The organism is Escherichia sp. KTE31, from assembly GCF_000407925.1.
In the GTDB taxonomy this organism is placed as follows: domain Bacteria; phylum Pseudomonadota; class Gammaproteobacteria; order Enterobacterales; family Enterobacteriaceae; genus Escherichia; species Escherichia ruysiae.
Map to the genome: position 1 here is coordinate 629794 of NZ_KE136726.1, position 26088 is coordinate 655881.

Annotated in this window: 22 protein-coding genes, 1 tRNA gene and 5 pseudogenes; 14 read left to right on the plus strand and 14 right to left on the minus strand. The window is 50.6% G+C overall.

Annotated elements, in window-relative coordinates; all coding sequences use genetic code 11:
- Positions 1 to 9: 9 nt before the first annotated feature.
- The 6 genes and pseudogenes from WES_RS24605 to WES_RS02660 form a co-directional block, all read right to left on the minus strand.
- Positions 10 to 268, minus strand: a pseudogene (locus WES_RS24605) (hypothetical protein); the annotation flags it as partial.
- Between the two features lie 129 nt (positions 269 to 397).
- Positions 398 to 1653: pseudogene (locus WES_RS23780) on the minus strand (IS3 family transposase).
- 283 nt (positions 1654 to 1936) lie between these two features.
- The gene (locus tag WES_RS02675) at positions 1937 to 2884 is read right to left on the minus strand and encodes a nucleotidyl transferase AbiEii/AbiGii toxin family protein (protein ID WP_016160008.1); all 948 of its coding nucleotides are present in this window, start codon (positions 2882 to 2884) and stop codon (positions 1937 to 1939) included.
- Positions 2877 to 3272, minus strand: a complete 396-nt coding sequence (locus WES_RS02670; protein WP_000152739.1) for a DUF6088 family protein — start codon at positions 3270 to 3272, stop codon at positions 2877 to 2879. The genes WES_RS02675 and WES_RS02670 overlap by 8 nt, the downstream gene beginning before the upstream one ends.
- 69 nt (positions 3273 to 3341) lie before the next feature.
- A pseudogene (locus WES_RS02665) lies at positions 3342 to 3932 on the minus strand (DUF4942 domain-containing protein); the annotation flags it as partial.
- 110 nt (positions 3933 to 4042) lie between these two features.
- Positions 4043 to 4127 (minus strand) — tRNA-Leu (locus tag WES_RS02660).
- A 152-nt stretch (positions 4128 to 4279) separates the two neighbouring features.
- Between WES_RS02660 and WES_RS23785 the strand changes: the two are divergent.
- Positions 4280 to 4411 (plus strand): annotated as a pseudogene (locus tag WES_RS23785) (alcohol dehydrogenase); the annotation flags it as partial.
- A gap of 116 nt (positions 4412 to 4527) precedes the next feature.
- Positions 4528 to 6030: a helicase HerA-like C-terminal domain-containing protein gene (locus WES_RS02655; RefSeq protein WP_016160006.1), complete on the plus strand. Its 1503-nt coding sequence runs from the start codon at positions 4528 to 4530 to the stop codon at positions 6028 to 6030.
- Between the two features lie 188 nt (positions 6031 to 6218).
- Here WES_RS02655 and lptG read toward each other — a convergent pair whose 3' ends face one another.
- From lptG to ytgA, 3 genes are all read right to left on the minus strand, one after another.
- Complete coding sequence (gene lptG / locus WES_RS02650; protein ID WP_016160005.1) at positions 6219 to 7301, minus strand: LPS export ABC transporter permease LptG; 1083 nt, start codon at positions 7299 to 7301, stop codon at positions 6219 to 6221.
- Positions 7301 to 8401 carry an LPS export ABC transporter permease LptF gene (gene lptF, locus WES_RS02645; protein ID WP_000584114.1) on the minus strand — a complete coding sequence of 367 codons (1101 nt, stop codon included), beginning with the start codon at positions 8399 to 8401 and terminating at the stop codon, positions 7301 to 7303. Before lptF ends, lptG begins: the two co-directional genes overlap by 1 nt.
- Positions 8402 to 8463: 62 nt before the next feature.
- Entirely contained in the window at positions 8464 to 8514 is a 51-nt protein-coding gene (gene ytgA / locus WES_RS24430; RefSeq protein WP_211180521.1) for a protein YtgA, read from the minus strand.
- A gap of 153 nt (positions 8515 to 8667) precedes the next feature.
- Here ytgA and pepA point away from each other — a divergent pair, with 153 nt between their 5' ends.
- From pepA to valS, 3 genes are all read left to right on the plus strand, one after another.
- Positions 8668 to 10179 (plus strand): leucyl aminopeptidase, encoded by a 1512-nt coding sequence (gene pepA, locus WES_RS02640; protein WP_016160004.1) that lies wholly within the window; start codon positions 8668 to 8670, stop codon positions 10177 to 10179.
- Positions 10180 to 10341: 162 nt separating this feature from the next.
- Positions 10342 to 10785 (plus strand): DNA polymerase III subunit chi, encoded by a 444-nt coding sequence (holC, locus tag WES_RS02635; protein ID WP_000786399.1) that lies wholly within the window; start codon positions 10342 to 10344, stop codon positions 10783 to 10785.
- Positions 10785 to 13640 (plus strand): valine--tRNA ligase, encoded by a 2856-nt coding sequence (gene valS / locus WES_RS02630; protein WP_016160003.1) that lies wholly within the window; start codon positions 10785 to 10787, stop codon positions 13638 to 13640. Before holC ends, valS begins: the two co-directional genes overlap by 1 nt.
- A gap of 49 nt (positions 13641 to 13689) precedes the next feature.
- On the opposite strand, the gene WES_RS02625 is transcribed toward valS, so the two are convergent.
- Entirely contained in the window at positions 13690 to 14877 is a 1188-nt protein-coding gene (locus WES_RS02625) for a YjgN family protein (RefSeq protein ID WP_016160002.1), read from the minus strand.
- A 192-nt stretch (positions 14878 to 15069) separates the two neighbouring features.
- Here WES_RS02625 and WES_RS02620 point away from each other — a divergent pair, with 192 nt between their 5' ends.
- The gene (locus WES_RS02620; RefSeq protein ID WP_016160001.1) at positions 15070 to 15573 is read left to right on the plus strand and encodes a GNAT family N-acetyltransferase; all 504 of its coding nucleotides are present in this window, start codon (positions 15070 to 15072) and stop codon (positions 15571 to 15573) included.
- Between the two features lie 45 nt (positions 15574 to 15618).
- On the opposite strand, the gene rraB is transcribed toward WES_RS02620, so the two are convergent.
- Positions 15619 to 16035: a ribonuclease E inhibitor RraB gene (gene rraB / locus WES_RS02615; protein WP_000002947.1), complete on the minus strand. Its 417-nt coding sequence runs from the start codon at positions 16033 to 16035 to the stop codon at positions 15619 to 15621.
- Positions 16036 to 16196: 161 nt separating this feature from the next.
- Here rraB and argF point away from each other — a divergent pair, with 161 nt between their 5' ends.
- On the plus strand, positions 16197 to 17201 hold the full coding sequence (gene argF, locus WES_RS02610) for an ornithine carbamoyltransferase (RefSeq protein WP_000012938.1): 1005 nt from the start codon (positions 16197 to 16199) through the stop codon (positions 17199 to 17201).
- A gap of 45 nt (positions 17202 to 17246) precedes the next feature.
- On the opposite strand, the gene tabA is transcribed toward argF, so the two are convergent.
- A complete protein-coding gene (tabA, locus tag WES_RS02605; RefSeq protein ID WP_000583474.1) occupies positions 17247 to 17699 on the minus strand; it encodes a toxin-antitoxin biofilm protein TabA in 453 nt (150 codons plus the stop codon).
- A gap of 261 nt (positions 17700 to 17960) precedes the next feature.
- Between tabA and pyrL the strand changes: the two genes are divergently transcribed.
- The 5 genes from pyrL to WES_RS02585 all read left to right on the plus strand — a co-directional run bounded on the left by pyrL (position 17961) and on the right by WES_RS02585 (position 20488).
- Positions 17961 to 18095: a pyr operon leader peptide gene (gene pyrL / locus WES_RS0121840; RefSeq protein WP_001296693.1), complete on the plus strand. Its 135-nt coding sequence runs from the start codon at positions 17961 to 17963 to the stop codon at positions 18093 to 18095.
- Between the two features lie 2 nt (positions 18096 to 18097).
- Entirely contained in the window at positions 18098 to 19033 is a 936-nt protein-coding gene (gene pyrB / locus WES_RS02600) for an aspartate carbamoyltransferase (protein WP_000013052.1), read from the plus strand.
- A 12-nt stretch (positions 19034 to 19045) separates the two neighbouring features.
- On the plus strand, positions 19046 to 19507 hold the full coding sequence (gene pyrI / locus WES_RS02595; protein ID WP_000148581.1) for an aspartate carbamoyltransferase regulatory subunit: 462 nt from the start codon (positions 19046 to 19048) through the stop codon (positions 19505 to 19507).
- Positions 19508 to 19579: 72 nt separating this feature from the next.
- Entirely contained in the window at positions 19580 to 19966 is a 387-nt protein-coding gene (locus tag WES_RS02590) for an enamine/imine deaminase (protein WP_000047542.1), read from the plus strand.
- A 66-nt stretch (positions 19967 to 20032) separates the two neighbouring features.
- Positions 20033 to 20488: a transposase gene (locus WES_RS02585; protein WP_016160000.1), complete on the plus strand. Its 456-nt coding sequence runs from the start codon at positions 20033 to 20035 to the stop codon at positions 20486 to 20488.
- 45 nt (positions 20489 to 20533) lie between these two features.
- Here the strand turns inward: WES_RS02585 and mgtA are convergent, their stop codons facing one another.
- Positions 20534 to 23230 (minus strand): magnesium-translocating P-type ATPase, encoded by a 2697-nt coding sequence (gene mgtA / locus WES_RS02580; RefSeq protein ID WP_016159999.1) that lies wholly within the window; start codon positions 23228 to 23230, stop codon positions 20534 to 20536.
- Positions 23231 to 23370: 140 nt separating this feature from the next.
- Positions 23371 to 23424 carry a mgtA regulatory leader peptide MgtL gene (gene mgtL, locus WES_RS24195; protein ID WP_001387276.1) on the minus strand — a complete coding sequence of 18 codons (54 nt, stop codon included), beginning with the start codon at positions 23422 to 23424 and terminating at the stop codon, positions 23371 to 23373.
- A 171-nt stretch (positions 23425 to 23595) separates the two neighbouring features.
- Between mgtL and treR the strand changes: the two are divergent.
- Both treR and treB read left to right on the plus strand, forming a co-directional pair.
- Positions 23596 to 24546 (plus strand): annotated as a pseudogene (gene treR / locus WES_RS02575) (trehalose operon repressor TreR); the annotation flags it as partial.
- A gap of 118 nt (positions 24547 to 24664) precedes the next feature.
- A complete protein-coding gene (gene treB, locus WES_RS02570; protein WP_016159997.1) occupies positions 24665 to 26086 on the plus strand; it encodes a PTS trehalose transporter subunit IIBC in 1422 nt (473 codons plus the stop codon).
- The last annotated feature ends 2 nt before the right edge of the window (positions 26087 to 26088 follow it).

The following is a 26088-nucleotide window of genomic DNA, read 5'->3' on the forward strand; positions in this document are numbered from 1 at the left end:
CGATACATCTCCCCTCTCCGCATCATTAGCAGAACGATGTACTACAGCACGTTGGTGCCTGGTTCGATAGCAATGATCCGGCACACGGAAGACATGAGGCGCTGCGGTTTACCTATTGCATCACAATGGCGATATCGATAATTCTAAAGGAAGACACGGACAGCAGCCTCATCAGTACGGCGCAACTCCAACCGCCGGAACCATTCAACAGGAAACGATACACATCTTCGAATACAGCGACATTTGTAATCTGTTCAGGCAGCGGCATGTTGCCGAGGTATTCCAGATAGCCCCCTTTCGCTTTTATTAATAGTTTACTGTCCGTTAGTTTATAAGCTTTTACTATTATCTAACCGGGAAATACAAGCAGAGGCACTCGCCATCAATAAGTTAATGACTAGTCCTGATATAAGTTGACACTTTTCTGTCTGTAAAACGCCTGATGAACGTCATCGGGCGTTTTGTATTTCAGGGTCAGATGTGGCCGCTCACAGTTATAAATTGTCACGGACTCTTTTACCATTTCCCGGGCCTGCATCAGGTCTGCAGGACGCGAGAGTAAAAACTCATTTTTCAGGATACCGTTTATTCGCTCAGCCAGTGCGTTCTGGTAGCAGTCATAACCATCAGTCATTGAACAGGTTATTCCGTTTCTCTCATGGACTGACTGATAAAGAGCTGAACAGTATTGCAACCCTCTGTCAGAGTGATGTACCAGAGGACCTGTCGTTTTTCTTCGCCTCAGAGCCTGTCTGAACGCTTTTACCACATTTTCTGTCTGCAGATTTTCCCCGACATGGTAACCCATGATTTTTCTGGAGCAGGCATCAGTGACCAGACTCAGATAAGCCATGCCGCTGAGCAGGGGAAGGTAAGTAATGTCGGCAACCCAGACCTGCTCTGGCTCAAGGGCGGTAATCTGCTCCGGGCCGGGTTTCAGCAGATTGGGATGCCGGTAAAAGCGGTGATGGCTGTTGGTGGTTTTGTGATATGCCCGCTTTACTGGCACTAGGAGCCGGTATTCATCCAGCAGGTTAAACAGGCGGTCTCGTCCGATATTCAGCCTTTTATCGGCCTGAGTGTTCAGCAGATAGTGCAGTTTACGCGCACCGATTCGAGGCTGACGACATCTGATACGGGCAACAAAATCAAGAACCTGAGCATGATGTTCCTGCCGTTTTCTGCGCCTTGCGTTGTCCTGATACCATGCCTGTCTGCTGTGCCCCAGGAACTGACATGCACGCGTAACAGTTATTTTTGGGGCCGAACTTTGCGCGAGGACTTGCCGGGCCGCTTTTTTACGATACTCACCCCATAATCATTTTTCAGGACATTGATAACCGACTAAAAAAACTCAGCTTTCTGGTTCGCCAGCTCAAGCTGCTCTTCAAGTTCCCTGATTCTTTGCTCGGGTGTGAGCGGGATAGTTGTCTGAGTCACAGGCAGTTTCCTCTTCACCAGATCAGGAAGTCCGGGACTCCAGTCAAGCCGGCCATATTTACGCAACCAGACAAGAACGGTGGAGCGCCCCTGAATGCCATACCGCTGCTGGGCCTGTTTATAGGTCATCTCGCCTTTTTCAACCTGCTCAACAACAGCTATTTTAAAGGATAGAGGATAATCACGTTGGGTGCGTTTGAACTCAGTCATCATCACGTTCTCCGGATTTAAGTCTGGAACGTGTCAACGCTATTCAGGACGGGTCATAGACACAAAAAAAGCCGCCCTTGAGCGACTTGATGTGCATACGATGTGGTGCGAAGGCCGCACCGCTCTTTCAAACATAATCCATTGAAATTAATGTGATTTATTAACCCAAAAATCACTTTGTATACTCAGCGCGATTCTCTGAGAAATCAACAACCTGAATAATCAGTCGGTACTTTAACGCTTCACAATGTTTATCGGAATTTCAAGTAAAGACAAATGCTGCATATCAAGCATTCAGGATGGATAACGCTAAGCTCCTAAACCTGGAGTAAGCCTCATCCCATGTGATCTTTCGCTCTCCATACACCATTGGAGAAACAAACTGCTGATAGCGCATCTGGTAGAGAGGATTGTTCGCCAACTCATCCAGTCCCATTTTTAACTCATCAACTGGACACGCGCAAAACTGCGGGTACTGGTTGCCGTAACGCTGAATGTCCTGCTCAATAGTTTGTTGAACAAAATCAACGAGCAGACTCATATCAACATGACTCGTCTCAACAATACAGTTTGTATCGTAGATATGACGTACCAGCGATGCATCATCAAATCGCTCAACATCTCGCACAACTGCCGCAGTACGACGTAACATCGCCACCAGCTTTTCAGCCTGTGTGCTAATGATAGTTGCGCATGGAAACGCTGAAACAATAGCCGCTTTTCCCGTGATCCCTGTTACCAGTGAATGAATATCCCGTAATTCAGAGGGCTCCAGTAGCTTCGCTTCCATCAGTTCCAGCCGGATAAAAGGACGCAAACAAGGTGCCTGCACCACTCGCTGTGGATAACGAACAGGTATGTCATTATAACGATATTCATCCCGCGTCACTTTTGGGTAATCATCATCAAAATTGAACACACCCGATGAAGCTATTGCACTGGAAACTGCCTGAAAAATTTCTTTACGGGTATTTTTTCGCTGAGTGCGGGAAAGTGTCTGAAATGCATCCTTAGGCACCAGTTTGATATCCACATCTTCCGACATGCGATTAAGTGCGACACCTGATTTTGCCAGAGCTGTTCCTCCGGCAAACACCAATTGATGAGTATCGAACACCAGAGGTTTAAGTAATTGCAAAAGCTCAACGATATAGTGATCTTTTTCCACAATTGCGACAGACTCAATACCAAGCGCGTCAGCCACTTCAGAAAAAAGAGTGGTTAAATCATCCATTTAATCTGCTGTTCCCTACAGATAATACGCGTTTAAAACGCCGGGGGGTTTTTATCTCCGGTGAAGCTGGGATCTGCGTAGAAGTACCGCTGTTGTATGCCTGCGTTGCGCCAGCAAAACGATAGCGTACTTTCAGGCGTTCCAGCGTTTCGACAATCACCGCTGAAGAGCCTCCGGGAGCCGCTGGCATTACCTTGCCTGTAATACCGTTCCGCCGTGCTTTGGTATATACGCCATAACCAACCTTCAACAGTTGCCCTTCCCTGACAAGATCGCGCAATACCCGACCAACCTGATCGTAGCCTGCAATATCTTTAAAGTCGTCACGAGTGAATACGTAACGTTTAGAACGTTTCAGTCGTGACTGAATGCGTGCTTTTATCGTCATATTCGCCTCCTGAGTCATTGCATAAAGAGTAGCAAAAATACGACATTTTAGATAGCAAACATACGACATTCATTTTGCTGATAACGCTGACGGATAGTGCTTCGTCACAATGTCATTCATCTTATCCACCAGATCCAGTCGCTTGAATGTGATATGCCCACTGCCTTTCTGGTAATAGCGGATGACAAATAAATCGTCATCAAATACCTGCTCATGCGGGTGAGCACTAACGAAGTCCATAAACCGAATCGCAACATCATGCTGGTTATCGGGAATGGTCTTCCCATCCAGCAGATAGAACATCCGTTCCAGATCGGCAAGCTGATCTCGCCGCCAGCCCCAGTTCAGGCTGTAGCCCCATCTGTCATGCTTCACCAGATTGTTAACGATAATCTTCTTACCGAAATAACAGGGATTATTAGTTTTGTAATCCCAGCTCAATCCCTTAAATACATTGATAATCCCACGTTCGAAAACGTCCTGCTTGTTGTTGTGGAGTTGTTCAAAGGTACTCAGGATGTTGGCTTCGCTAATCGCCGGAAGATCGCCCTCCTCCAGATTCTTCGCCCACTGACTGCGGGCTTCGGCATCCATCAGAGTCAACATCCCGGACTTCAGCATGAGATCGCGCCAGATGCTGCGATCGATATTGCGGGTGATGTGGGTTGAGTCAGGTTGACTTCAGTTGAGGAGAAAAGCTGGAAAAGCCTTGTGTGGCGCGGATTTCAGGCATAAAAAAAGACCTCAGCTGAGGTCTATTTACATACTTTTGGTGCCGAAGGCCGGACTCGAACCGGCACGTATTTCTACGGTTGATTTTGAATCAACTGCGTCTACCGATTTCGCCACTTCGGCACTGAAGAGGTATGCGGAAAACGTTGTGGATTATACCTGTCACGCGTCACCATGCAAGCGCCAGCTTACGCCTGCCTCGCTAAGTGCTGAAAATTTCAGCATTGTCTTCCACGATGTGTAACCTCTGTCACACTCCAGGCACCTGCCCGACCATGCTCTACACTTCCCGCAGCAAAGTCGCACCAACAACCGAACTGTTCCCAATGTCGAAAATTAACGATGCCATCCAGCATGTACATGACAGTAAGGCGCGCTACCGCGTGGTCCTGAAAGCCGACTTCTGATCCCTTTATCAGGTCGATTCTGCCCGGCCTTTAAGACATCTCGCAATCGGCTGAATTTAGTGGTGAAAACTTTTCAACCGTGCCTATACTCCAGGCAGGGAACTGGAGGAAATCTCATGAGCGAACCACTTTTAATTGCACGCACACCTGACACGGAACTGTTTTTATTACCCGCTATGGCTAACCGTCACGGGCTGATTACTGGCGCAACGGGGACGGGTAAAACTGTCACGCTGCAAAAACTAGCGGAATCACTGTCAGAAATCGGTGTACCTGTGTTTATGGCCGATGTGAAAGGCGATTTGACCGGGGTTGCACAGGAAGGTACGACCTCGGAAAAACTGCTCGCTCGGTTGAAAAGTATCGGCGTCAACGACTGGCAACCACATGCGAATCCAGTGGTGGTGTGGGATATTTTTGGTGAGAAAGGTCATCCAGTACGGGCAACGGTATCGGATCTCGGGCCGCTGTTGCTTGCACGACTGTTAAATCTCAACGACGTGCAAACTGGTGTGCTGGATATCATCTTCCGCATTGCTGACGATCAGGGACTGTTGTTGCTCGACTTTAAGGATCTTCGGGCCATTACCCAGTACATCGGAGATAACGCCAAATCATTCCAGAATCAGTATGGCAATATCAGTAACGCATCTGTTGGTGCAATCCAGCGCGGATTACTGTCGCTGGAGCAGCAAGGAGCGACGCATTTCTTTGGCGAGCCAATGCTAGATATCAAAGACTGGATGCGTACCGATGCCAACGGCAAAGGCGTTATCAATATCCTTAGCGCCGAAAAGCTCTACCAGATGCCAAAACTGTACGCTGCCAGTCTGCTGTGGATGCTTTCTGAATTGTATGAGCAACTGCCGGAAGCGGGGGATCTGGATAAACCGAAACTCGTCTTTTTCTTCGACGAAGCGCATCTGCTGTTTAACGATGCACCGCAAGTGCTGCTGGATAAAATTGAGCAGGTAATACGGCTTATCCGCTCGAAAGGCGTGGGCGTCTGGTTTGTCTCGCAAAACCCTTCGGATATACCCGACAACGTACTCGGGCAGTTGGGGAATCGCGTTCAACACGCTCTGCGTGCATTTACGCCGAAAGACCAGAAAGCAGTGAAGACGGCAGCGCAAACCATGCGACCCAATCCAGCGTTTGATACAGAAAAGGCAATCCAGGAGCTGGGAACCGGCGAAGCGTTGATCTCATTTCTGGATGCGAAAGGTAGTCCTTCTGTGGTGGAGCGTGCAATGGTGATTGCGCCTTGTTCACGGATGGGACCTGTGACGGAAGATGAGCGTAACGGCCTGATTAATCACTCGCCGGTATATGGCAAGTATGAAGATGACGTGGATCGGGAATCTGCCTATGAGATGCTGCAAAAAGGAGTGCAAACCAGTACCGAACAGCAAAATAATCCACCAGCCAAAGGAAAAGAGATGGCTGTGGATGACGGTATTCTCGGTGGGTTAAAGGACATTTTGTTTGGCACTACCGGACCGCGTGGCGGAAAGAAAGATGGCGTAGTGCAGACTATGGCGAAAAGTGCCGCCCGCCAGGTCACGAACCAGATTATACGCGGTGTGCTGGGAAGCTTGCTGGGAGGGAGAAAAAGGTAAGTCAGGTGCGATTTGTCTTTGCCTGATGCGACGCTATCGCGTCTTATCAGGTCTACGCCACTACAATATATTGAATTTGCATGATTTTGTAGGCAGAACAAGGCATTCACGCCACATCCGGCATGAATAAAGCGCACTTTGCCAACAATGTAAAAGGGAGCTTTCGCTCCCTTTCTTCACTCATCTGGTTACGATTTTCTCATTAACAGCCACAGGCTGATTAAGAAGAAACTTGCACTTGGCAACAGTGCGCCGATGATCGGCGGGATGCCGTAAACCAACGTCAGCGGGCCGAAGATCTGATCCAGTACATAGAACACAAAACCGAAGCTGATACCGGTAACCACGCGCACGCCCATCGGCACGCTACGCAGTGGGCCGAAGATGAACGACAGTGCCATCAGCATCATCACCGCCACGGATAGCGGCTGGAGGATTTTGCTCCACATGTTGAGCTGATAACGTCCAGCGTCCTGACCGCTCGACTTCAGATACTTCACATAGTTGTGCAAACCGCTGATGGAGAGTGCATCCGGATCCAGCGCCACCACGCCCAGTTTGTCTGGCGTGAGGTTGGTTTTCCAGGTGCCACTCACGGTCTGCGAACCGGTGATTTGTTTTGGATTAGTCAGGTCAGATTCATCAACCTGCGACAGACGCCAGACTTTATGTTCAGGATCAAACTTCGCGGAAGCGGCATAGCGCACAGATTGCAGACGACGATTTTCGTTAAAGGCATAAATACTGATACCCCCTAACTCTTCATCACCTTTAACCCGCTCAATGTAGACAAAGTTGTCGCCATCTTTCGCCCATAAGCCTTGCTGGGTAGAGAGCAACGAGCCGCCGTACATCGCCTGTGCACGGTAGTTACGTGCCATCTGCTCGCCCTGCGGTGCGACCCATTCGCCAATCGCCATCGTCAGCAAGACCAGCGGAATGGCGGTTTTCATTACCGACAACGCCACCTGCATACGGGTAAAACCAGAAGCCTGCATCACCACCAGTTCGCTGCGCTGCGCCAGCATCCCAAGACCAAGCAACGCCCCCAGCAGAGCCGCCATCGGGAAGAAGATTTGCACATCTTTCGGCACGCTCAGCAGGGTATACATTCCTGCGCCTAACGCGTCGTAACTCCCCTGCCCGGCTTTTTTCAGCTGATCGACAAATTTGATAATGCCGGAGAGCGACACCAGCATGAACAGCGTCATCATGATGGTGGTGAAAATAGTTTTACCGATATAGCGGTCAAGTACGCCAAAAGGTTGCATCACACCGCTCCTTTACGCGAAAAACTGGCGCGCAGGCGGCGGACCGGCACGGTGTCCCAAAGGTTGAGAACAATCGCCAAAGCCAGATAAATCAGGTTAACGGTCCACATCCACAGCGTCGGGTCCAGCTTACCTTTACCGCCGTTCGATTTCAGGGAGGTCTGGATCAGGAAGAAAAGTAGATACAGCAGCATGGCTGGCAGCATCGATAGTACGCGTCCCTGACGCGGGTTAACCACACTCAGCGGTACGACCATCAACGCCATCATAAACACGGTGAATACCAGCGTGATACGCCAGTTTAGCTCCGCACGGGCGCGATCGGTGTCGGTGTTCCACAACGTGCGCATGTCCATCTGGTCGGTATCGTTCGGGTCGAGCGCCACCGCCTGGTGACCAATGATCGCCTGATAATCCTGGAAGTCAGTAATGCGGAAATCACGTAACAGTGCAGTGCCTTCGAAACGAGTTCCCTGGTTGAGAGTCACCACCTGAGAGCCATCCCGCAACTGAGTTAAATGTCCGGAATCGGCCACCACCACAGAAGGTCGTGCATTGCCTTTTGGTCGAATTTGCGCGAGGAACACATCTTTGAAATCGCTGCCGTCAACGCTTTCGATGAACAGCACCGAGCTGCCATTGGTCGCTTGCTGGAATTGCCCTTGCGCCAGCGCCGCCATGCCAGGGTTCGCTTTCGCTTCTGCTAACACTTCATCCTGATGACGCGATGACCACGGTCCCGCCCACATCACGTTAACCGCCGCGACGATTGCCGTGAATACCGCAAGGATCATTGCCGCTTTCACCAGAACCGCTTTGCTCAGGCCGCAGGCATGCATTACCGTAATTTCACTTTCGGTATACAGTTTACCCAACGTCATCAGCAGCCCGAGGAACAGGCTTAATGGCAGGATAAGCTGCGCCATTTCCGGCACGCCCAACCCGAGAAGGGAGAGCACCAGGTTCGCCGGAATGTCGCCGTCAACCGCTGCGCCGAGTATCCTCACTAACTTTTGACAGAAGAAGATCAAAAGCAAGATGAAGAGTATCGCCAGCTGGCTTTTGAGCGTCTCCCGAACCAGATATCTTATGATTATCACTTTAAATACGCCCGTAAAAACTCGTCTTTTGCAGGATTTTAGCTTGTTTCATGGCTTAAACGTCATTTATTCTCTTGAGTCGTCGAAATCGTCGCTAAGATAATTATACTCAACGGATTCACCTCTCAGATTTTGTTCTGACGTGCCAATGCCGTAATAACGTTAAGATTAACACGAAGTCATCGCAACAGCGGACATGAGTTACGAAAGCTTGCAATTCTATCTGTAGCCACCGCCGTTGTCTTTAAGATTCAGGAGCGTAGTGCATGGAGTTTAGTGTAAAAAGCGGTAGCCCGGAGAAACAGCGGAGTGCCTGCATCGTCGTGGGCGTCTTCGAACCACGTCGCCTTTCTCCGATTGCAGAACAGCTCGATAAGATCAGTGATGGGTACATCAGCGCCCTGCTGCGTCGGGGCGAACTGGAAGGAAAACCGGGGCAGACCCTGTTGCTGCACCATGTGCCAAATGTGCTCTCCGAGCGCATCCTCCTTATTGGTTGCGGCAAAGAACGTGAGCTGGATGAGCGTCAGTACAAGCAGGTTATTCAGAAAACCATTAATACACTGAATGATACTGGTTCAATGGAAGCGGTCTGTTTCCTGACCGAGCTGCACGTCAAAGGTCGCAACAACTACTGGAAAGTGCGTCAGGCGGTCGAGACGGCAAAAGAGACGCTCTACAGCTTTGACCAGCTGAAAACAAACAAGACCGAGCCGCGTCGTCCGCTGCGTAAGATGGTCTTCAACGTGCCGACCCGCCGCGAACTGACCAGCGGTGAGCGCGCGATCCAGCACGGTCTGGCGATTGCCGCCGGGATCAAAGCCGCGAAAGATCTCGGCAATATGCCACCGAATATCTGTAACGCCGCTTACCTCGCCTCTCAGGCGCGCCAGTTGGCTGACAGCTACAGCAAGAATGTCATCACCCGCGTTATCGGCGAACAGCAGATGAAAGAGCTGGGGATGCACTCCTATCTGGCAGTTGGTCAGGGTTCACAAAACGAATCGCTGATGTCGGTGATTGAGTACAAAGGTAATGCGTCAGAAGATGCGCGCCCGATTGTGCTGGTGGGTAAAGGTTTAACCTTCGACTCCGGCGGTATCTCGATCAAGCCTTCAGAAGGCATGGATGAGATGAAGTACGATATGTGCGGCGCGGCGGCGGTTTACGGCGTGATGCGGATGGTCGCGGAGCTGCAACTGCCGATTAACGTTATCGGCGTTCTGGCAGGGTGCGAAAACATGCCAGGCGGTCGTGCCTATCGTCCGGGTGATGTGTTAACCACCATGTCCGGTCAAACCGTTGAAGTACTAAACACCGACGCCGAAGGCCGTCTGGTGCTGTGCGATGTGTTAACTTACGTTGAGCGTTTTGAGCCGGAAGCGGTAATTGACGTAGCGACGTTGACCGGTGCCTGCGTAATCGCGCTGGGTCATCACATCACCGGCCTGATGGCGAACCATAATCCGCTGGCTCATGAGCTGATTGCCGCGTCTGAACAGTCTGGCGACCGCGCATGGCGTTTACCGCTGGGTGATGAGTATCAGGAACAGCTGGAATCCAATTTTGCTGATATGGCGAACATTGGCGGGCGTCCTGGCGGGGCGATTACCGCAGGTTGCTTCCTGTCGCGCTTTACCCGTAAGTACAACTGGGCGCACCTGGATATCGCGGGAACCGCATGGCGTTCTGGAAAAGCAAAAAGCGCAACCGGTCGTCCGGTAGCGTTGCTGGCACAGTTCCTGTTAAACCGCGCCGGGTTTAACGGCGAAGAGTAATTGCATCAAGCGATGTTGTTCTTGTCGGATGCGGCGTGAACGCCTTATCCGACCTACACAGAGCACCGAACTCGTAGGCCTGATAAGACGCGACAGCGTCGCATCAGGCAATGCTGTGTATTACAAGATGCATATTTAAATCCACCACAAGAAGCCCCATATATGAAAAACGCAACGTTCTACCTTCTGGACAATGACACCACCGTCGATGGCTTAAGCGCCGTTGAGCAACTGGTGTGTGAAATTGCCGCAGAACGTTGGCGCAGCGGTAAGCGCGTGCTCATCGCCTGTGAAGATGAAAAGCAGGCTTACCGGCTGGATGAAGCCCTGTGGGCGCGTCCGGCAGAAAGTTTTGTTCCGCACAATTTAGCGGGAGAAGGACCGCGCGGCGGTGCGCCGGTGGAGATCGCCTGGCCGCAAAAACGTAGCAGCAGCCCGCGCGATATATTGATTAGTCTGCGAACAAGCTTTGCAGATTTTGCCACCGCTTTCACAGAAGTGGTAGACTTCGTTCCTTATGAAGATTCTCTGAAACAACTAGCGCGCGAACGCTATAAAGCCTACCGCGTGGCTGGTTTCAACCTGAATACGGCAACCTGGAAATAATGGAAAAGACATATAACCCACAAGATATCGAACAGCCGCTTTACGAGCACTGGGAAAAGCAGGGCTACTTTAAGCCTAATGGCGATGAAAGCCAGGAAAGTTTCTGCATCATGATCCCGCCGCCGAACGTCACCGGCAGTTTGCATATGGGTCACGCCTTCCAGCAAACCATCATGGATACCATGATCCGCTATCAGCGTATGCAGGGTAAAAACACCCTGTGGCAGGTCGGTACTGACCACGCCGGGATCGCTACCCAGATGGTCGTTGAGCGCAAGATTGCCGCAGAAGAAGGTAAAACCCGTCACGACTATGGCCGCGAAGCCTTCATCGACAAAATCTGGGAATGGAAAGCAGAATCCGGCGGCACCATTACCCGTCAGATGCGTCGTCTTGGCAACTCCGTAGACTGGGAGCGTGAACGCTTCACCATGGACGAAGGTCTGTCCAATGCGGTGAAAGAAGTTTTCGTTCGTCTGTATAAAGAAGACCTGATTTACCGTGGCAAACGCCTGGTAAACTGGGATCCGAAACTGCGTACCGCTATCTCTGACCTGGAAGTGGAAAACCGCGAATCGAAAGGTTCTATGTGGCACATCCGCTATCCGCTGGCTGACGGTGCGAAGACCGCAGATGGTAAAGATTATCTGGTGGTTGCGACTACCCGTCCGGAAACCCTGCTGGGCGATACCGGCGTGGCTGTTAACCCGGAAGATCCGCGTTATAAAGATCTGATTGGCAAATATGTCATTCTGCCGCTGGTTAACCGTCGTATTCCGATCGTTGGCGACGAACACGCCGACATGGAAAAAGGCACCGGCTGCGTGAAGATCACTCCGGCACACGACTTTAACGACTATGAAGTCGGTAAACGTCACGCCCTGCCGATGATCAACATTCTGACCTTCGACGGCGATATCCGTGAAAGCGCCCAGGTGTTCGACACCAAAGGCAACGAATCCGACGTTTATTCCAGCGAAATCCCGGCAGAGTTCCAGAAACTCGAGCGTTTTGCCGCGCGTAAAGCAGTCGTTGCTGCGGTTGACGCACTCGGCCTGCTGGAAGAAATTAAACCGCACGACCTGACCGTTCCTTACGGCGACCGTGGCGGCGTGGTTATCGAACCGATGCTGACCGACCAGTGGTACGTTCGTGCCGACGTGCTGGCGAAACCGGCGGTTGAAGCAGTTGAGAACGGCGACATTCAGTTCGTACCGAAGCAGTACGAAAACATGTACTTCTCCTGGATGCGCGATATTCAGGACTGGTGTATCTCTCGTCAGCTGTGGTGGGGTCACCGTATCCCGGCATGGTACGACGAAGCGGGTAACGTTTATGTTGGCCGCAACGAAGATGAAGTGCGTCAGGAAAACAACCTGAGCGCGGACGTCGCGCTGCGTCAGGACGAAGACGTTCTCGACACCTGGTTCTCTTCCGCGCTGTGGACCTTCTCTACTCTTGGCTGGCCGGAAAACACCGACGCCCTGCGTCAGTTCCACCCAACCAGCGTGATGGTTTCTGGCTTCGACATCATCTTCTTCTGGATTGCCCGCATGATCATGATGACCATGCACTTCATCAAAGATGAAAATGGCAAACCGCAGGTGCCGTTCCACACTGTTTACATGACCGGCCTGATTCGTGACGACGAAGGCCAGAAGATGTCCAAATCCAAGGGTAACGTTATTGACCCGCTGGATATGGTCGACGGTATTTCGTTGCCTGAACTGCTGGAAAAACGTACCGGCAACATGATGCAGCCGCAGCTGGCGGACAAAATCCGTAAGCGCACCGAGAAGCAGTTCCCGAACGGCATTGAGCCGCACGGTACTGACGCCCTGCGCTTCACCCTGGCGGCGCTGGCTTCTACTGGTCGTGACATCAACTGGGATATGAAGCGTCTGGAAGGTTACCGTAACTTCTGTAACAAACTGTGGAACGCCAGCCGCTTTGTGCTGATGAACACAGAAGGTCAGGATTGCGGCTTCAACGGCGGCGAAATGACGCTGTCGCTGGCGGATCGCTGGATTCTGGCGGAGTTCAACCAGACCATCAAAGCGTACCGCGAAGCACTGGATAGCTTCCGCTTCGATATCGCTGCAGGCATTCTGTATGAATTCACCTGGAACCAGTTCTGTGACTGGTATCTGGAGCTGACCAAGCCGGTAATGAACGGCGGAACCGAGGCCGAGCTGCGCGGTACTCGCCATACGCTGGTTACGGTACTGGAAGGTCTGCTGCGCCTTGCGCATCCGATCATTCCGTTCATCACCGAAACTATCTGGCAGCGCGTAAAAGTGCTTTGCGGCATCACCGCTGACACCATCATGCTGCAGCCGTTCCCGCAGTACGATGCATCTCAGGTTGATGAAGCCGCACTGGCCGATACCGAGTGGCTGAAACAAGCGATCGTTGCGGTACGTAACATCCGTGCGGAAATGAACATCGCCCCGGGCAAACCGCTGGAGCTGCTGCTGCGTGGTTGCAGCGCGGATGCAGAGCGTCGCGTGAATGAAAACCGTGGCTTCCTGCAAACGCTGGCGCGTCTGGAAAGCATCACCGTGCTGCCTGCCGATGACAAAGGTCCGGTTTCCGTTACTAAGATCGTCGACGGCGCAGAGTTGCTGATCCCGATGGCAGGCCTCATCAACAAAGAAGATGAGCTGGCGCGTCTGGCGAAAGAAGTGGCGAAGATTGAAGGTGAAATCAGCCGTATCGAGAACAAGCTGGCGAACGAAGGCTTTGTCGCCCGCGCACCGGAAGCGGTCATCGCTAAAGAGCGTGAGAAGCTGGAAGGCTATGCAGAAGCGAAAGCGAAGCTGATTGAACAGCAGGCTGTTATCGCTGCACTGTAATCAATACAGTAAAGAAAATGAAGGCCGGAGCATACTCCGGCCTTTTTATTTAGATAAACGGAACATACGGCATGATACCGCGAGAAATCCACATTAACGGACCGCTATCCTGCGGTTTGTCATCATTGGTTAACTCCAGCGAATCAAGGTCACCCTGAACGTGGGTATTGTTGGCAATCCAGCTAATCATCCACATTTTCAACCAGGGGTAAGCCAGGCCACAGGTGATTGAGGCTCCCATTAATACTGCAAACATGCGCAGAAGCATACCGAACGTGGTAATGGACGAATGAAAACGAATTGTTCCATTTGCCAGCGTTAAATTATTCAGAAACAGATTGCGTAACGTGACATAGAGATAAATGGAAAACACAAGAATCGCAACAAAATACAGGAAGTAGGAAGCCGTAATCTGCGGGTAATATTGCAATACAAGCTCACCTCCTGCATCAGACTGCCCCAACATGCTCATCATTATTAACTGCTGGAATACTGGCGCAATCATAATACCAATCACAATGATGAAAGGAGCCATAGTTAATATTGCGAGTGTACATCCTTTAATGCATTCTTTTACGTTTACCTGAATAGAAAATTTATTAATGCCAAAAGTTGCATTATTACCCAGCAATGGCATCCATTTACTATAGGTTATACCATGGACAACACCCAGCCCGATGGCAGAAAGCAAACTTAACGCGACTAAGTTAAAGAATAATCCTCCTATCGATGTCGTCACTTGCGCAATAAGATACAGTGCGAACCAAAAAGCTAACGCCAACAGAACAGGCAGACCTAACATGACCCACCATGCACGGAGCATCGAGCAGTTAAAGCCAAAGCGAATGCCATTCAGTGAGGTCATGTTCGCCTGATATTGCAGACTCTTCACTGCCATGCAAGGAATACCGCAGATCAAGAGAGCAAACAGGAGAAAACCAAGAACAAAGTGCTGGCCTGAAAAACAAGAAATACTGAGAAGATAAACGACCATAATAAGGAACATGCTAACAAAAATGGCACCACCAGTTCCCTTATAACTAAATGGTTGCCCATTGAGTGTCACATGTTGATAAATATAACGACGGCATTTCACCAATGCCCACGGCCCATATATTCCCAGAGTAATAATTGTCAGTAAAAAATTCACAAGACAAATAAGAAAATACTCACCACCTTTGCCTGTAAAAACAAATGAGTGACGAGAATTATCTTTCCCGACGTTTACACCATTCATGAATCATATCCCTAAAATAAATTCCATTCATATAGATAATAATCCCAGTAAATTGATACTGGTACGCCTAGAATACGCTTTCTCAAAGAGATATATGCTTAATATTTTCTGATTTATCTTCTTCTTGCACCGCATAAGCGAGGGTGGTATTAAAGTGAGCTATAAATCATACATTTGAAATTGAGCTATGCTATGAATGTTGTCGCTTCTCCCGCGCTCCGTTTGCGCAAACTTACTGCCGCCGATAATCCCGCCATCGCCAGCGTCATCCGCCAGGTATCCGCAGAATACGGTCTTACCGCTGATAAAGGCTACACCGTCGCCGATCCCAATCTCGACGAATTGTATCAAGTGTATAGTCAGCCTGGTCATGCGTATTGGGTAGTTGAACACAATGGCGAAGTGGTGGGCGGCGGCGGGATTGCGCCATTAGCAGGTAGTGAATCGGACATTTGCGAACTGCAAAAGATGTATTTTCTCCCTGCTATTCGCGGTAAAGGACTGGCGAAAAAACTGGCCTTAATGGCGATGGAGCAGGCGCGAGAAATGGGCTTCAAACGCTGCTATCTGGAAACGACCGCTTTTTTAAAAGAAGCGATTGGTTTGTATGAACATTTAGGTTTTCAACATATCGATTACGCACTTGGTTGCACGGGCCATGTCGATTGTGAAGTGCGGATGCTGCGTCAACTCTAAAAAAATGCCCGCTAGTGTGTACTAGCGGGCATTTTAATCAATTAATTAGTGACGAACACCGTCATCGTCTTCGTCGACATAATCTTCATCGTCGCCATCTTCGCCGTTAGGATCTTCAAAGTAAGTACCCCAACCGTCGTATTCAACGTCGAATTTCTCTGCTAGGTTCATCAATTGCTCAACCTGGGCGTCGATAAGATCGGCATTCAACGCGCATTCGCTGAGGATGTCACAGCAAATTACGATATCGCCATCTTCCACTTCCAGCTCTTCCGGATCGGTCACTTCGTAACCGAGTTTAAACGCTTCAACCGCTGCTTTTTCCAGGGTTTCCAGATCGTCTGCGGAAAGGTGATGTTCGATGGTGTACAGCGCGTCCGGATCGCTGCCATCTTCCAGTAATTCTTCAATAATCAAACGCGTTTCTTCACGCTGTTCTTCCAGTTGTTCCGGGTTTGCCATGGCTCATTCCTCTTAATGTCCTGCCGATACTCTTATTGTCACACACCACTGACATTGCCTCCACCTTTGTGACAAAGATTTATGTTTTAGGCTTGCAAATGAATAATCACCCATATAAATTGAATTTTAATTCATTACAGCGTTAGCCACTGGAGGGATCTATGTCCGGGTTTTATCATAAACATTTCCTGAAATTACTCGATTTCACGCCAGCTGAACTCAACAGCCTGCTGCAATTAGCTGCGAAGCTGAAAGCCGATAAGAAAAGCGGTAAAGAAGAAGCCAGACTCACAGGTAAAAATATCGCGCTCATCTTCGAAAAAGACTCGACTCGTACCCGATGCTCTTTCGAAGTTGCCGCATATGACCAGGGCGCACGTGTCACTTATCTCGGCCCAAGCGGCAGCCAGATTGGCCATAAAGAGTCGATTAAAGATACCGCCCGCGTACTTGGTCGCATGTATGACGGTATTCAGTATCGCGGCTATGGTCAGGAGATTGTCGAAACGCTGGCGGAATATGCAGGTGTTCCGGTATGGAACGGCCTGACCAATGAGTTTCATCCTACACAGCTTCTGGCGGATCTGCTGACCATGCAGGAGCATTTACCAGGTAAAGCTTTCAATGAGATGACGCTGGTTTATGCCGGAGATGCACGCAACAACATGGGTAACTCAATGCTGGAAGCTGCGGCGTTGACCGGTCTGGATTTACGCCTGGTAGCGCCACAAGCGTGCTGGCCGGAAGCTTCGCTGGTTACGGAATGCCGCGCCCTGGCGCAGCAAAATGGCGGGAATATTACGCTGACAGAAGATATCGCAGCAGGCGTTAAAGGGGCCGACTTTATTTACACCGATGTGTGGGTGTCGATGGGGGAAGCGAAAGAGAAGTGGGCAGAACGTATTGCATTGCTGCGTGATTATCAGGTGAATAGCAAAATGATGCAGTTGACCGGTAATCCAGACGTCAAATTTCTGCACTGCCTGCCCGCGTTTCATGACGACCAAACGACGCTAGGTAAAAAGATGGCAGAAGAGTTTGGCCTGCACGGTGGGATGGAAGTGACGGATGAGGTCTTTGAATCTGCCGCCAGTATTGTTTTTGATCAGGCGGAAAACCGCATGCATACCATCAAAGCGGTAATGGTTGCGACGCTCGCCCAATAACGCCAGTACCGGAGGCGGCGTAACGTCGCCTCCAGCATAATCCACTTACGCCATCAGCATTTTCACAACCGCTTTGCGAACCTGGGCTGGCTCGCCCACTGCGCACAGTGGCTTGTGTACTTCACCCGGATAGAACACGACAAAGTCGCCTTCATTGAGGATAACTGTTTTCTCCTCAACACCTTCTGGCAAAAAGGCGATGTCTTTATCGGCTAACCAATCGGTATCCGGCGTGCCCGCAGGTTGTGTGCTGAAGGTCATGCCTTCCTGCCCTTTTAGCACAATCTGAATATCGAGATAGCGGGCATGGTACTCCGCACGGCGTGCTTCATACGGCTCGGTCATATCTTCAGAGATAAGATAAAACAGGCGGTTGCCTTCGATGTCGTGCTTACCTTTTGGCGTTTCTGCCGTAACGTGCGCTTTAATATACTCAATCGCCTGGCGTAACTCTTCCGGTAACCATTGCTGGAGATTATGAATATTTCCGATGATCATTTTTTCATTCCCTCAATTAAAACATCGTTTCATTTCTCTTGTTATACGTAATTCCTTACTGCCATACCAGCATTTTTTGCCGCCTGATTGCGCCAGCGCATATTTTTCCACCCACATTCCCCCGCAAATTCATTTCGTTATAAATTCAAATTTTAAGCATATAAATTCACAACAATCGTTTACCTGGGGAATTTCTTGCATTAATCGCTTGATCCCACTTTCTGGCTGAGTATAATGCCGGACAATTTGCCGGGAGGATGTATGGTTCAGTGTGTTCGACATTTTGTCTTACCGCGTCTGAAAAAAGACGCTGGCCTGCCGTTTTTCTTCCCGTTGATCACCCATTCCCAGCCCCTCAATCGAGGGGCTTTTTTTTGCCCAGGCGTCAGGAGATAAACATGGCTAATCCGCTATATCAAAAACACATCATTTCCATAAATGACCTTAGTCGCGATGACCTTAATCTGGTGCTGGCGACAGCGGCGAAACTGAAAGCAAACCCGCAACCAGAGTTGTTGAAACATAAAGTGATTGCCAGTTGCTTCTTCGAAGCATCAACCCGCACCCGCCTCTCTTTCGAAACCTCGATGCACCGCCTGGGCGCTAGTGTGGTGGGATTCTCTGACAGCGCAAACACCTCACTGGGAAAAAAAGGTGAAACGCTGGCTGATACCATCTCGGTTATCAGCACTTACGTCGATGCAATTGTGATGCGCCATCCACAGGAAGGTGCGGCGCGCCTGGCGACTGAGTTTTCCGGCAATGTGCCGGTGCTGAACGCCGGTGATGGTTCCAACCAACATCCGACGCAAACCTTGCTGGATCTGTTCACCATTCAGGAAACCCAGGGACGTCTGGACAATCTTCGCGTCGCAATGGTCGGCGACCTGAAATATGGCCGCACCGTTCACTCCCTGACTCAGGCGTTAGCGAAGTTCGACGGCAACCGTTTTTACTTCATCGCGCCGGACGCGCTGGCAATGCCGCAGTACATTCTGGACATGCTTGATGAAAAAGGGATCGCCTGGAGCCTGCATAGTTCCATTGAAGAAGTGATGGCGGAAGTGGACATTCTGTATATGACCCGCGTGCAAAAAGAACGCCTGGATCCGTCCGAATACGCCAACGTAAAAGCGCAGTTTGTCCTGCGCGCCAGCGATCTTCACAACGCCAAAGCCAATATGAAAGTGCTGCATCCGCTGCCGCGTATTGATGAAATTGCAACGGATGTCGATAAAACGCCGCACGCCTGGTACTTCCAGCAAGCAGGCAACGGGATTTTCGCTCGCCAGGCGTTACTGGCGCTGGTTCTGAATCGCGATCTGGTACTGTAAGGGGAAATTGAGATGACACACGATAATAAATTGCAGGTTGAAGCTATTAAACGCGGCACGGTAATTGACCATATCCCCGCCCAGATCGGTTTTAAGCTGTTGAGTCTGTTCAAGCTGACCGAAACGGATCAGCGTATCACCATCGGCCTGAACCTGCCTTCTGGCGAGATGGGTCGTAAGGATCTGATCAAGATCGAAAATACCTTTTTGAGTGAAGATCAGGTAGACCAACTGGCGCTGTACGCACCGCAAGCCACGGTAAATCGTATCGACAACTATGAAGTGGTTGGTAAATCGCGCCCCAGCCTGCCGGAGCGCATCGACAATGTGCTGGTCTGCCCAAACAGCAACTGTATCAGCCATGCCGAACCGGTTTCTTCCAGCTTTGCAGTGCGAAAACGCGCCAATGACATCGCGCTCAAATGCAAATACTGCGAAAAAGAGTTTTCCCATAATGTGGTACTGGCCAATTAATTGCGGTTGGTAATAAAAGTCTGGCTCCCTATAATGAGCCAGACTTTTTACCGCTGTAATAAAGGAGAAATCATGAGCAAAACTATCGCTACGGAAAATGCACCGGCAGCTATCGGACCTTATGTTCAGGGCGTTGATCTGGGCAGTATGATCATCACCTCCGGTCAGATCCCGGTAAACCCGAAAACTGGCGAAGTACCGGCAGACGTAGCAGCACAAGCGCGTCAGTCACTGGATAACGTGAAAGCGATCGTGGAAGCGGCTGGCCTGAAAGTGGGCGACATCGTTAAAACCACCGTGTTTGTGAAAGATCTGAACGACTTCGCAACCGTAAATGCGACTTACGAAGCCTTCTTCACCGAACACAACGCTACCTTCCCGGCACGTTCTTGCGTTGAAGTTGCTCGTCTGCCAAAAGACGTGAAGATTGAGATCGAAGCGATCGCTGTTCGTCGCTAATCTCTGTCAGAAAGATAATCCAGGAATCGCGCCTGGATTATCTGATTCAACCACGGAGGGTTGAAGATGGCTAAATCCCGTTTCACGAATGAACAAATTGCTGAAATTTTACAGCGGTCAAAAGAAGGTACGTCTAATAAGGAGCTATGTGAACACTATCAATTTAGTATTAGCACGCTGCGGCGCTGGCAAGAACAGCACGCTGAAGGCATCAGAAGCGAATTAAAAAAAATAGAATCCAAAGCGCAAATCGTCTTTCTGCTTTTCTTTGCTGTCTCCATTATACTCACGCTTATATTTGGCAAACCAACAGGTGGATGGGTAATACCGCCTTTATTACTTTATTGTGTTTATTATATCCGCCTGTATCGCAACATCTCCTCCAGACACATTAAAAAAGAAGAAATCTTTCTCTCTCGTTCGGTAAATAAAAGCTATAGCGCCCTTTATAATTTGAGCTGGACGTTTATTTGTTTTTTTATTTTTGCAGTAATTTATTTTTTTGTTCAGGTCTTTTCGTAGGAGACTGACCAGTAAGAATATTTACCGATCAGTCTCAGCACTCACTTACTGCCAGCCATAACGACGGCTATAGAACCCTTTCACTAACTGGGTTAACGTCATATACCCTGCCAGAATCGCAATCAGCCACGGGAAATAGCTTAACGGCAGCGCCTGCAGTTGCAGATAACTGGCCAGCGGCGAAAACGGTAACGCGATCCCGACAATCATCACGATCACGGTCATGATCATTAATGGCCACGATGCGCAGCTCTGAATAAACGGTACACGGCGGGTACGGATCATATGCACAATCAGCGTTTGTGACAGTAACCCCACCACAAACCATCCCGACTGGAACAGCGTTTGCGTTTCCGGCGTGTTGGCATGAAATACCCACCACATCAGGCAAAACGTCAGAATATCGAAGATCGAACTGATCGGTCCGAAGAAGATCATAAAGCGTCCCAGATCCGCCGGATTCCAACGCTGCGGCTTTTGAATTTGCTCATCGTCTACGTTATCAAACGGGATCGCCACCTGTGACACATCATACAGCAGGTTCTGAATAAGCAAGTGTAACGGCAACATCGGCAGGAAGGGCAAAAAAGCACTCGCCACCAGCACGCTGAACACATTACCGAAGTTAGAGCTCGCCGTCATTTTGATGTATTTCAGCATATTGGCGAAAGTGCGACGTCCCTCTATAACCCCCTCTTCCAGCACCATCAGGCTTTTTTCCAGCAGAATGATATCCGCTGCTTCACGGGCAATATCTACCGCGCCGTCCACAGAAATGCCGATATCCGCAGCACGTAAGGCGGGCGCATCATTAATACCATCGCCCATAAAGCCAACCACATGCCCTTCGCGCTTCAGCAACGTTACGATGCGTTCTTTATGCATCGGCGTCAGGCGGGCAAACAGTGTGGTACGCTGCACGAGACTTGCCAGCTCGTCGTCAGATAGCGTTTCAATATCACTACCAGTAACCACCTCTCCCGCGTCCAGTCCCACTTCATGGCATACTTTCGCCGCCACTAACTCACTGTCGCCAGTGAGGATTTTTACGGTAATGCCACTCGCTTTTAATGCCTTCAGTGCCGGAGCGGTTGTCTCTTTGGGCGGATCAAGGAAAGCAATATATCCTTCGAGGATCAAGTCGGATTCATCTGCCCGCTGGTAATCCCCTTCACGCGCCGGCAGGTATTTCGTCGCCACCGCTACCACACGCAGCCCCTGACGATTCAGCGTATCAGTAACCCGCTTAATCTTACGCAGCATGGTGTCATCGAGCGGCACAATCTCGCCATTGTGACGTACCTGCGAACACACATTGAGGATTTCCTGCAATGCACCTTTGCACACCAGTTGATGGTGTTCGGTATTTTCTGCTACTACCACCGACATCCGGCGACGCTCAAAATCAAACGGAATCTCATCAATTTTCTGCCAACGGCTGGCCAGCGAGCGCGCCGACTCTTCATCCGTACCTTCGAGCACCGCTGTATCAAGCAGGTTTTTAAGCCCAGTCTGGTAATGACTGTTCAACCACGCGCTATGCAGCACGCGTTCGCTGGTTTTACCGGAGATATCGGTATGATTCTCCAGCACAATTTTATCCTGCGTCAGGGTGCCGGTTTTATCGGTACACAGAATATCCATAGCGCCAAAGTTCTGAATGGCATCCAGATGTTTGACGATCACTTTCTGTTTCGACAGCTTGACTGCGCCACGCGCCAGCGTTGAGGTGACAATCATCGGCAACATTTCCGGCGTTAAACCTACCGCTACCGAAAGCGCAAACAGCGCCGCTTCCCACCAGTCGCCTTTGGTGTAACCATTGATTAACAGCACCACGGGCGCCATCACCAGCATAAAGCGAATCAGCAGCATACTGACGCGGCTGATCCCTTGCTGAAAGGCATTCGGCTCACTTTCCTGCTCACTGACACGCCCCGCCAGTTGACCAAACCAGGTGTTGCCACCTGTGGCAATCACCATCGCTTGTGCCGTGCCGCTCACCACTGTGGTGCCCATAAAACACAGGGTGTCACACTCCAGCGGATTGCTGTGATCCGGCTGGCGCGTGGTCGCGTTTTTTTCAACGGGCAGAGACTCACCGGTTAACGATGCCTGAGCAACGAACAGATCCCGCGCCTGCAAGATACGTAAATCTGCCGGGATCATATCCCCCGCCGCCAGTTTAATAATATCGCCGGGCACCAACTGGTCGATCGGGATCTCCAGCCAGCCATTTTCGCCTTTGTCGTTAATTACGCGCAGCACCGTCGCGGTATTACTGACCATCGCTTTCAGGGCATCTGCCGCTTTGGTGGAACGTGCTTCCTGAATAAAGTTCAGCAACGTAGAAATAGCCACCATTAACGCGATAACGCCAGCGGCAAATAAATCTTCTGTGGCGTAAGAAATGCCGCCAAGGATCGTGAGCAAAATATTAAAGGGGTTGCGATAGCAGACCCACAAATGTACCCACCACGGTGACGGTTGTTGCGCAGGTAATTTATTTTCGCCATATTTTTCACGGGCAACTTCCACTTCCGCCCGATTCAACCCTTCCGGGTGGGTGTCGAACGTTTTCCATAATTCTTCTTCGGGCATCACCGCCATTTTCATGCAATGCGCGCTTAAGGAAGGCGGGATTGGTGCATTCGCTGTCTGCTGCGCCCCCGGTAGCGGATCGCGACGGATCAGGCGGGAAGGTAAATGGCGAATGAGCCGGGTAAAAATTTCTTTAAACATAGGGAGTCCCTCCGCGCTGTCAGGAACAGTGCAGAAATATCTTCAGGCGTGGCGAAGCCTTACCTGAAGGTAATAAAACTGAGCAGGGACGTTAAAACGTCACGGCCTTACGCATCCGGTAACGCCGTGAAAAGACAGGCTTACCGGAAAAGTTTTAATCTCCGTCGAGGGAGAGGCGTGGGATCAGGTTCCATATAACCTCCGGTAAGTGAATAAATAGCGCCGCGAATCCAATAATATTCGTAGCATTTATGCCGATATAATACCTGTCGGCAACTAAACAAACGATAAACCAGACTTTGCCCATTGCTGAATGCGAGGGTAAAGTTAGTCTCTAATAATTAAACAACAAGTTACGGGATAACAGGATGCAAAATCGGCTGACCATCAAAGACATCGCGCGCTTGAGCGGCGTGGGAAAATCCACTGTTTCCCGGGTGCTGAATAACGAAAGCGGCGTGAGCCAGCGTACGCGCGAGCGTGTTGAAGCGGTGATGAATCAGCATGGATTTTCCCCTTCCCGTTCTGCGCGCGCCATGCGTGGGCAAAGCGATAAAGTGGTCGCCATCATCGTGACCCGCCTGGATTCGCTCTCAGAAAATCTCGCGGTTCAGACCATGCTGCCGGCATTCTATGAACAGGGTTACGACCCCATCATGATGGAAAGCCAGTTTTCACCACAATTAGTTGCCGAACATCTGGGCGTTTTGAAACGTCGTAATATCGACGGCGTGGTACTGTTTGGTTTTAATGGCATAACCGAAGAGATGTTGGCCCACTGGCAGTCATCGCTGGTGCTGCTGGCACGCGACGCAAAGGGCTTTGCTTCAGTCTGTTATGACGACGAAGGGGCGATCAAAATCCTGATGCAACGACTGTATGACCAGGGGCATCGCAATATCAGTTATCTCGGCGTACCGCACAGCGACGTGACGACCGGTAAACGACGTCACGAAGCCTATCTGGCGTTCTGCAAAGCGCATAAACTGCATCCCGTCGCCGCTCTGCCTGGCCTCGCCATGAAGCAAGGTTATGAGAACGTGGCAAAAGTCATTACCCCTGAAACCACCGCGTTGCTGTGCGCAACTGACACGCTGGCACTTGGCGCAAGTAAATACCTGCAAGAGCAACGCATCGATACCTTACAGCTGGCGAGCGTTGGTAATACACCGTTGATGAAGTTCCTCCATCCGGAGATCGTCACCGTTGACCCAGGCTACGCAGAAGCCGGACGCCAGGCGGCCTGCCAGTTGATTGAGCAGATAACCGGGCGCAGCGAACCGCAACAAATCATCATCCCCGCCACCCTGTCCTGATCGTTTCCTGAACGATAAATTGTGATCTTCGCTGTGTTTCGGGAACGTTCCCATTTTTAATTTTTCCTTCCCACTATATTCTGCCGTCAACCAAATATGTCATCTGCCACGGGGCCTTATGATGAGCAAAGTGAACCAAACGGATATCGATCGGTTGATTGAACTGGTCGGCGGGCGCGGCAATATCGCGACGGTCAGCCACTGTATTACTCGCCTGCGCTTTGTCCTCAACCAACCAGCCAATGCCAGACCAAAAGAAATTGAACAACTCCCCATGGTGAAAGGCTGTTTCACCAATGCAGGACAATTTCAGGTGGTGATTGGCACCAACGTTGGCGATTACTACAAAGCGTTATTGGCAACGACTGGTCAGGCGCAGGTCGATAAAGAGCAGGTGAAAAAAGCCGCCAGGCAGAATATGAAATGGCATGAGCAGTTGATCTCCCATTTCGCGGAGATCTTCTTCCCATTGCTGCCCGCGCTGATTAGCGGCGGTTTGATCCTCGGTTTTCGCAATGTTATCGGCGATCTGCCGATGAGCAACGGCCAGACGCTGGCGCAAATGTACCCTTCCCTGCAAACGATCTACGATTTTCTGTGGTTGATCGGTGAGGCGATCTTCTTCTACCTGCCGGTTGGGATTTGCTGGTCGGCGGTGAAAAAAATGGGCGGCACGCCGATCCTTGGTATTGTGCTTGGCGTAACGCTGGTTTCTCCACAACTGATGAACGCCTATCTGCTCGGGCAGCAGGTGCCGGAAGTGTGGGACTTTGGCATGTTCAGTATTGCGAAAGTAGGTTATCAGGCGCAAGTGATCCCGGCACTGTTAGCTGGGCTGGCGCTGGGCTTTATTGAAACTCGCCTTAAGCGCATCGTGCCGGATTATCTCTATCTGGTGGTTGTACCGGTCTGCTCGCTGATCCTCGCAGTGTTCCTCGCCCATGCGCTGATTGGTCCGTTTGGTCGCATGATTGGCGATGGCGTTGCCTTTGCAGTACGTCACCTGATGACCGGCAGCTTTGCCCCTATTGGCGCAGCGTTGTTTGGCTTCCTCTATGCGCCGCTGGTCATTACCGGCGTACACCAGACCACGCTTGCCATTGATATGCAGATGATTCAAAGCATGGGCGGTACGCCAGTCTGGCCGCTGATTGCCCTTTCGAATATTGCTCAGGCGTCGGCAGTGGTAGGAGTTATTATCGCCAGCCGTAAACAGAACGAGCGGGAAATTTCGGTTCCAGCGGCTATCTCCGCTTATCTTGGAGTCACTGAGCCGGCAATGTACGGCATCAACCTGAAATATCGCTTCCCGATGCTGTGCGCGATGATTGGTTCCGGTCTGGCAGGGTTGCTCTGCGGCCTGAACGGCGTTATGGCGAATGGCATCGGCGTCGGTGGCCTGCCTGGTATTCTCTCCATTCAGCCGAGCTACTGGCAGGTATTTGCGCTGGCCATGGCTATCGCCATCATCATCCCGATTGTGCTCACCTCATTTATCTACCAGCGAAAACACCGCCTGGGCACGCTGAACATTGTTTAATT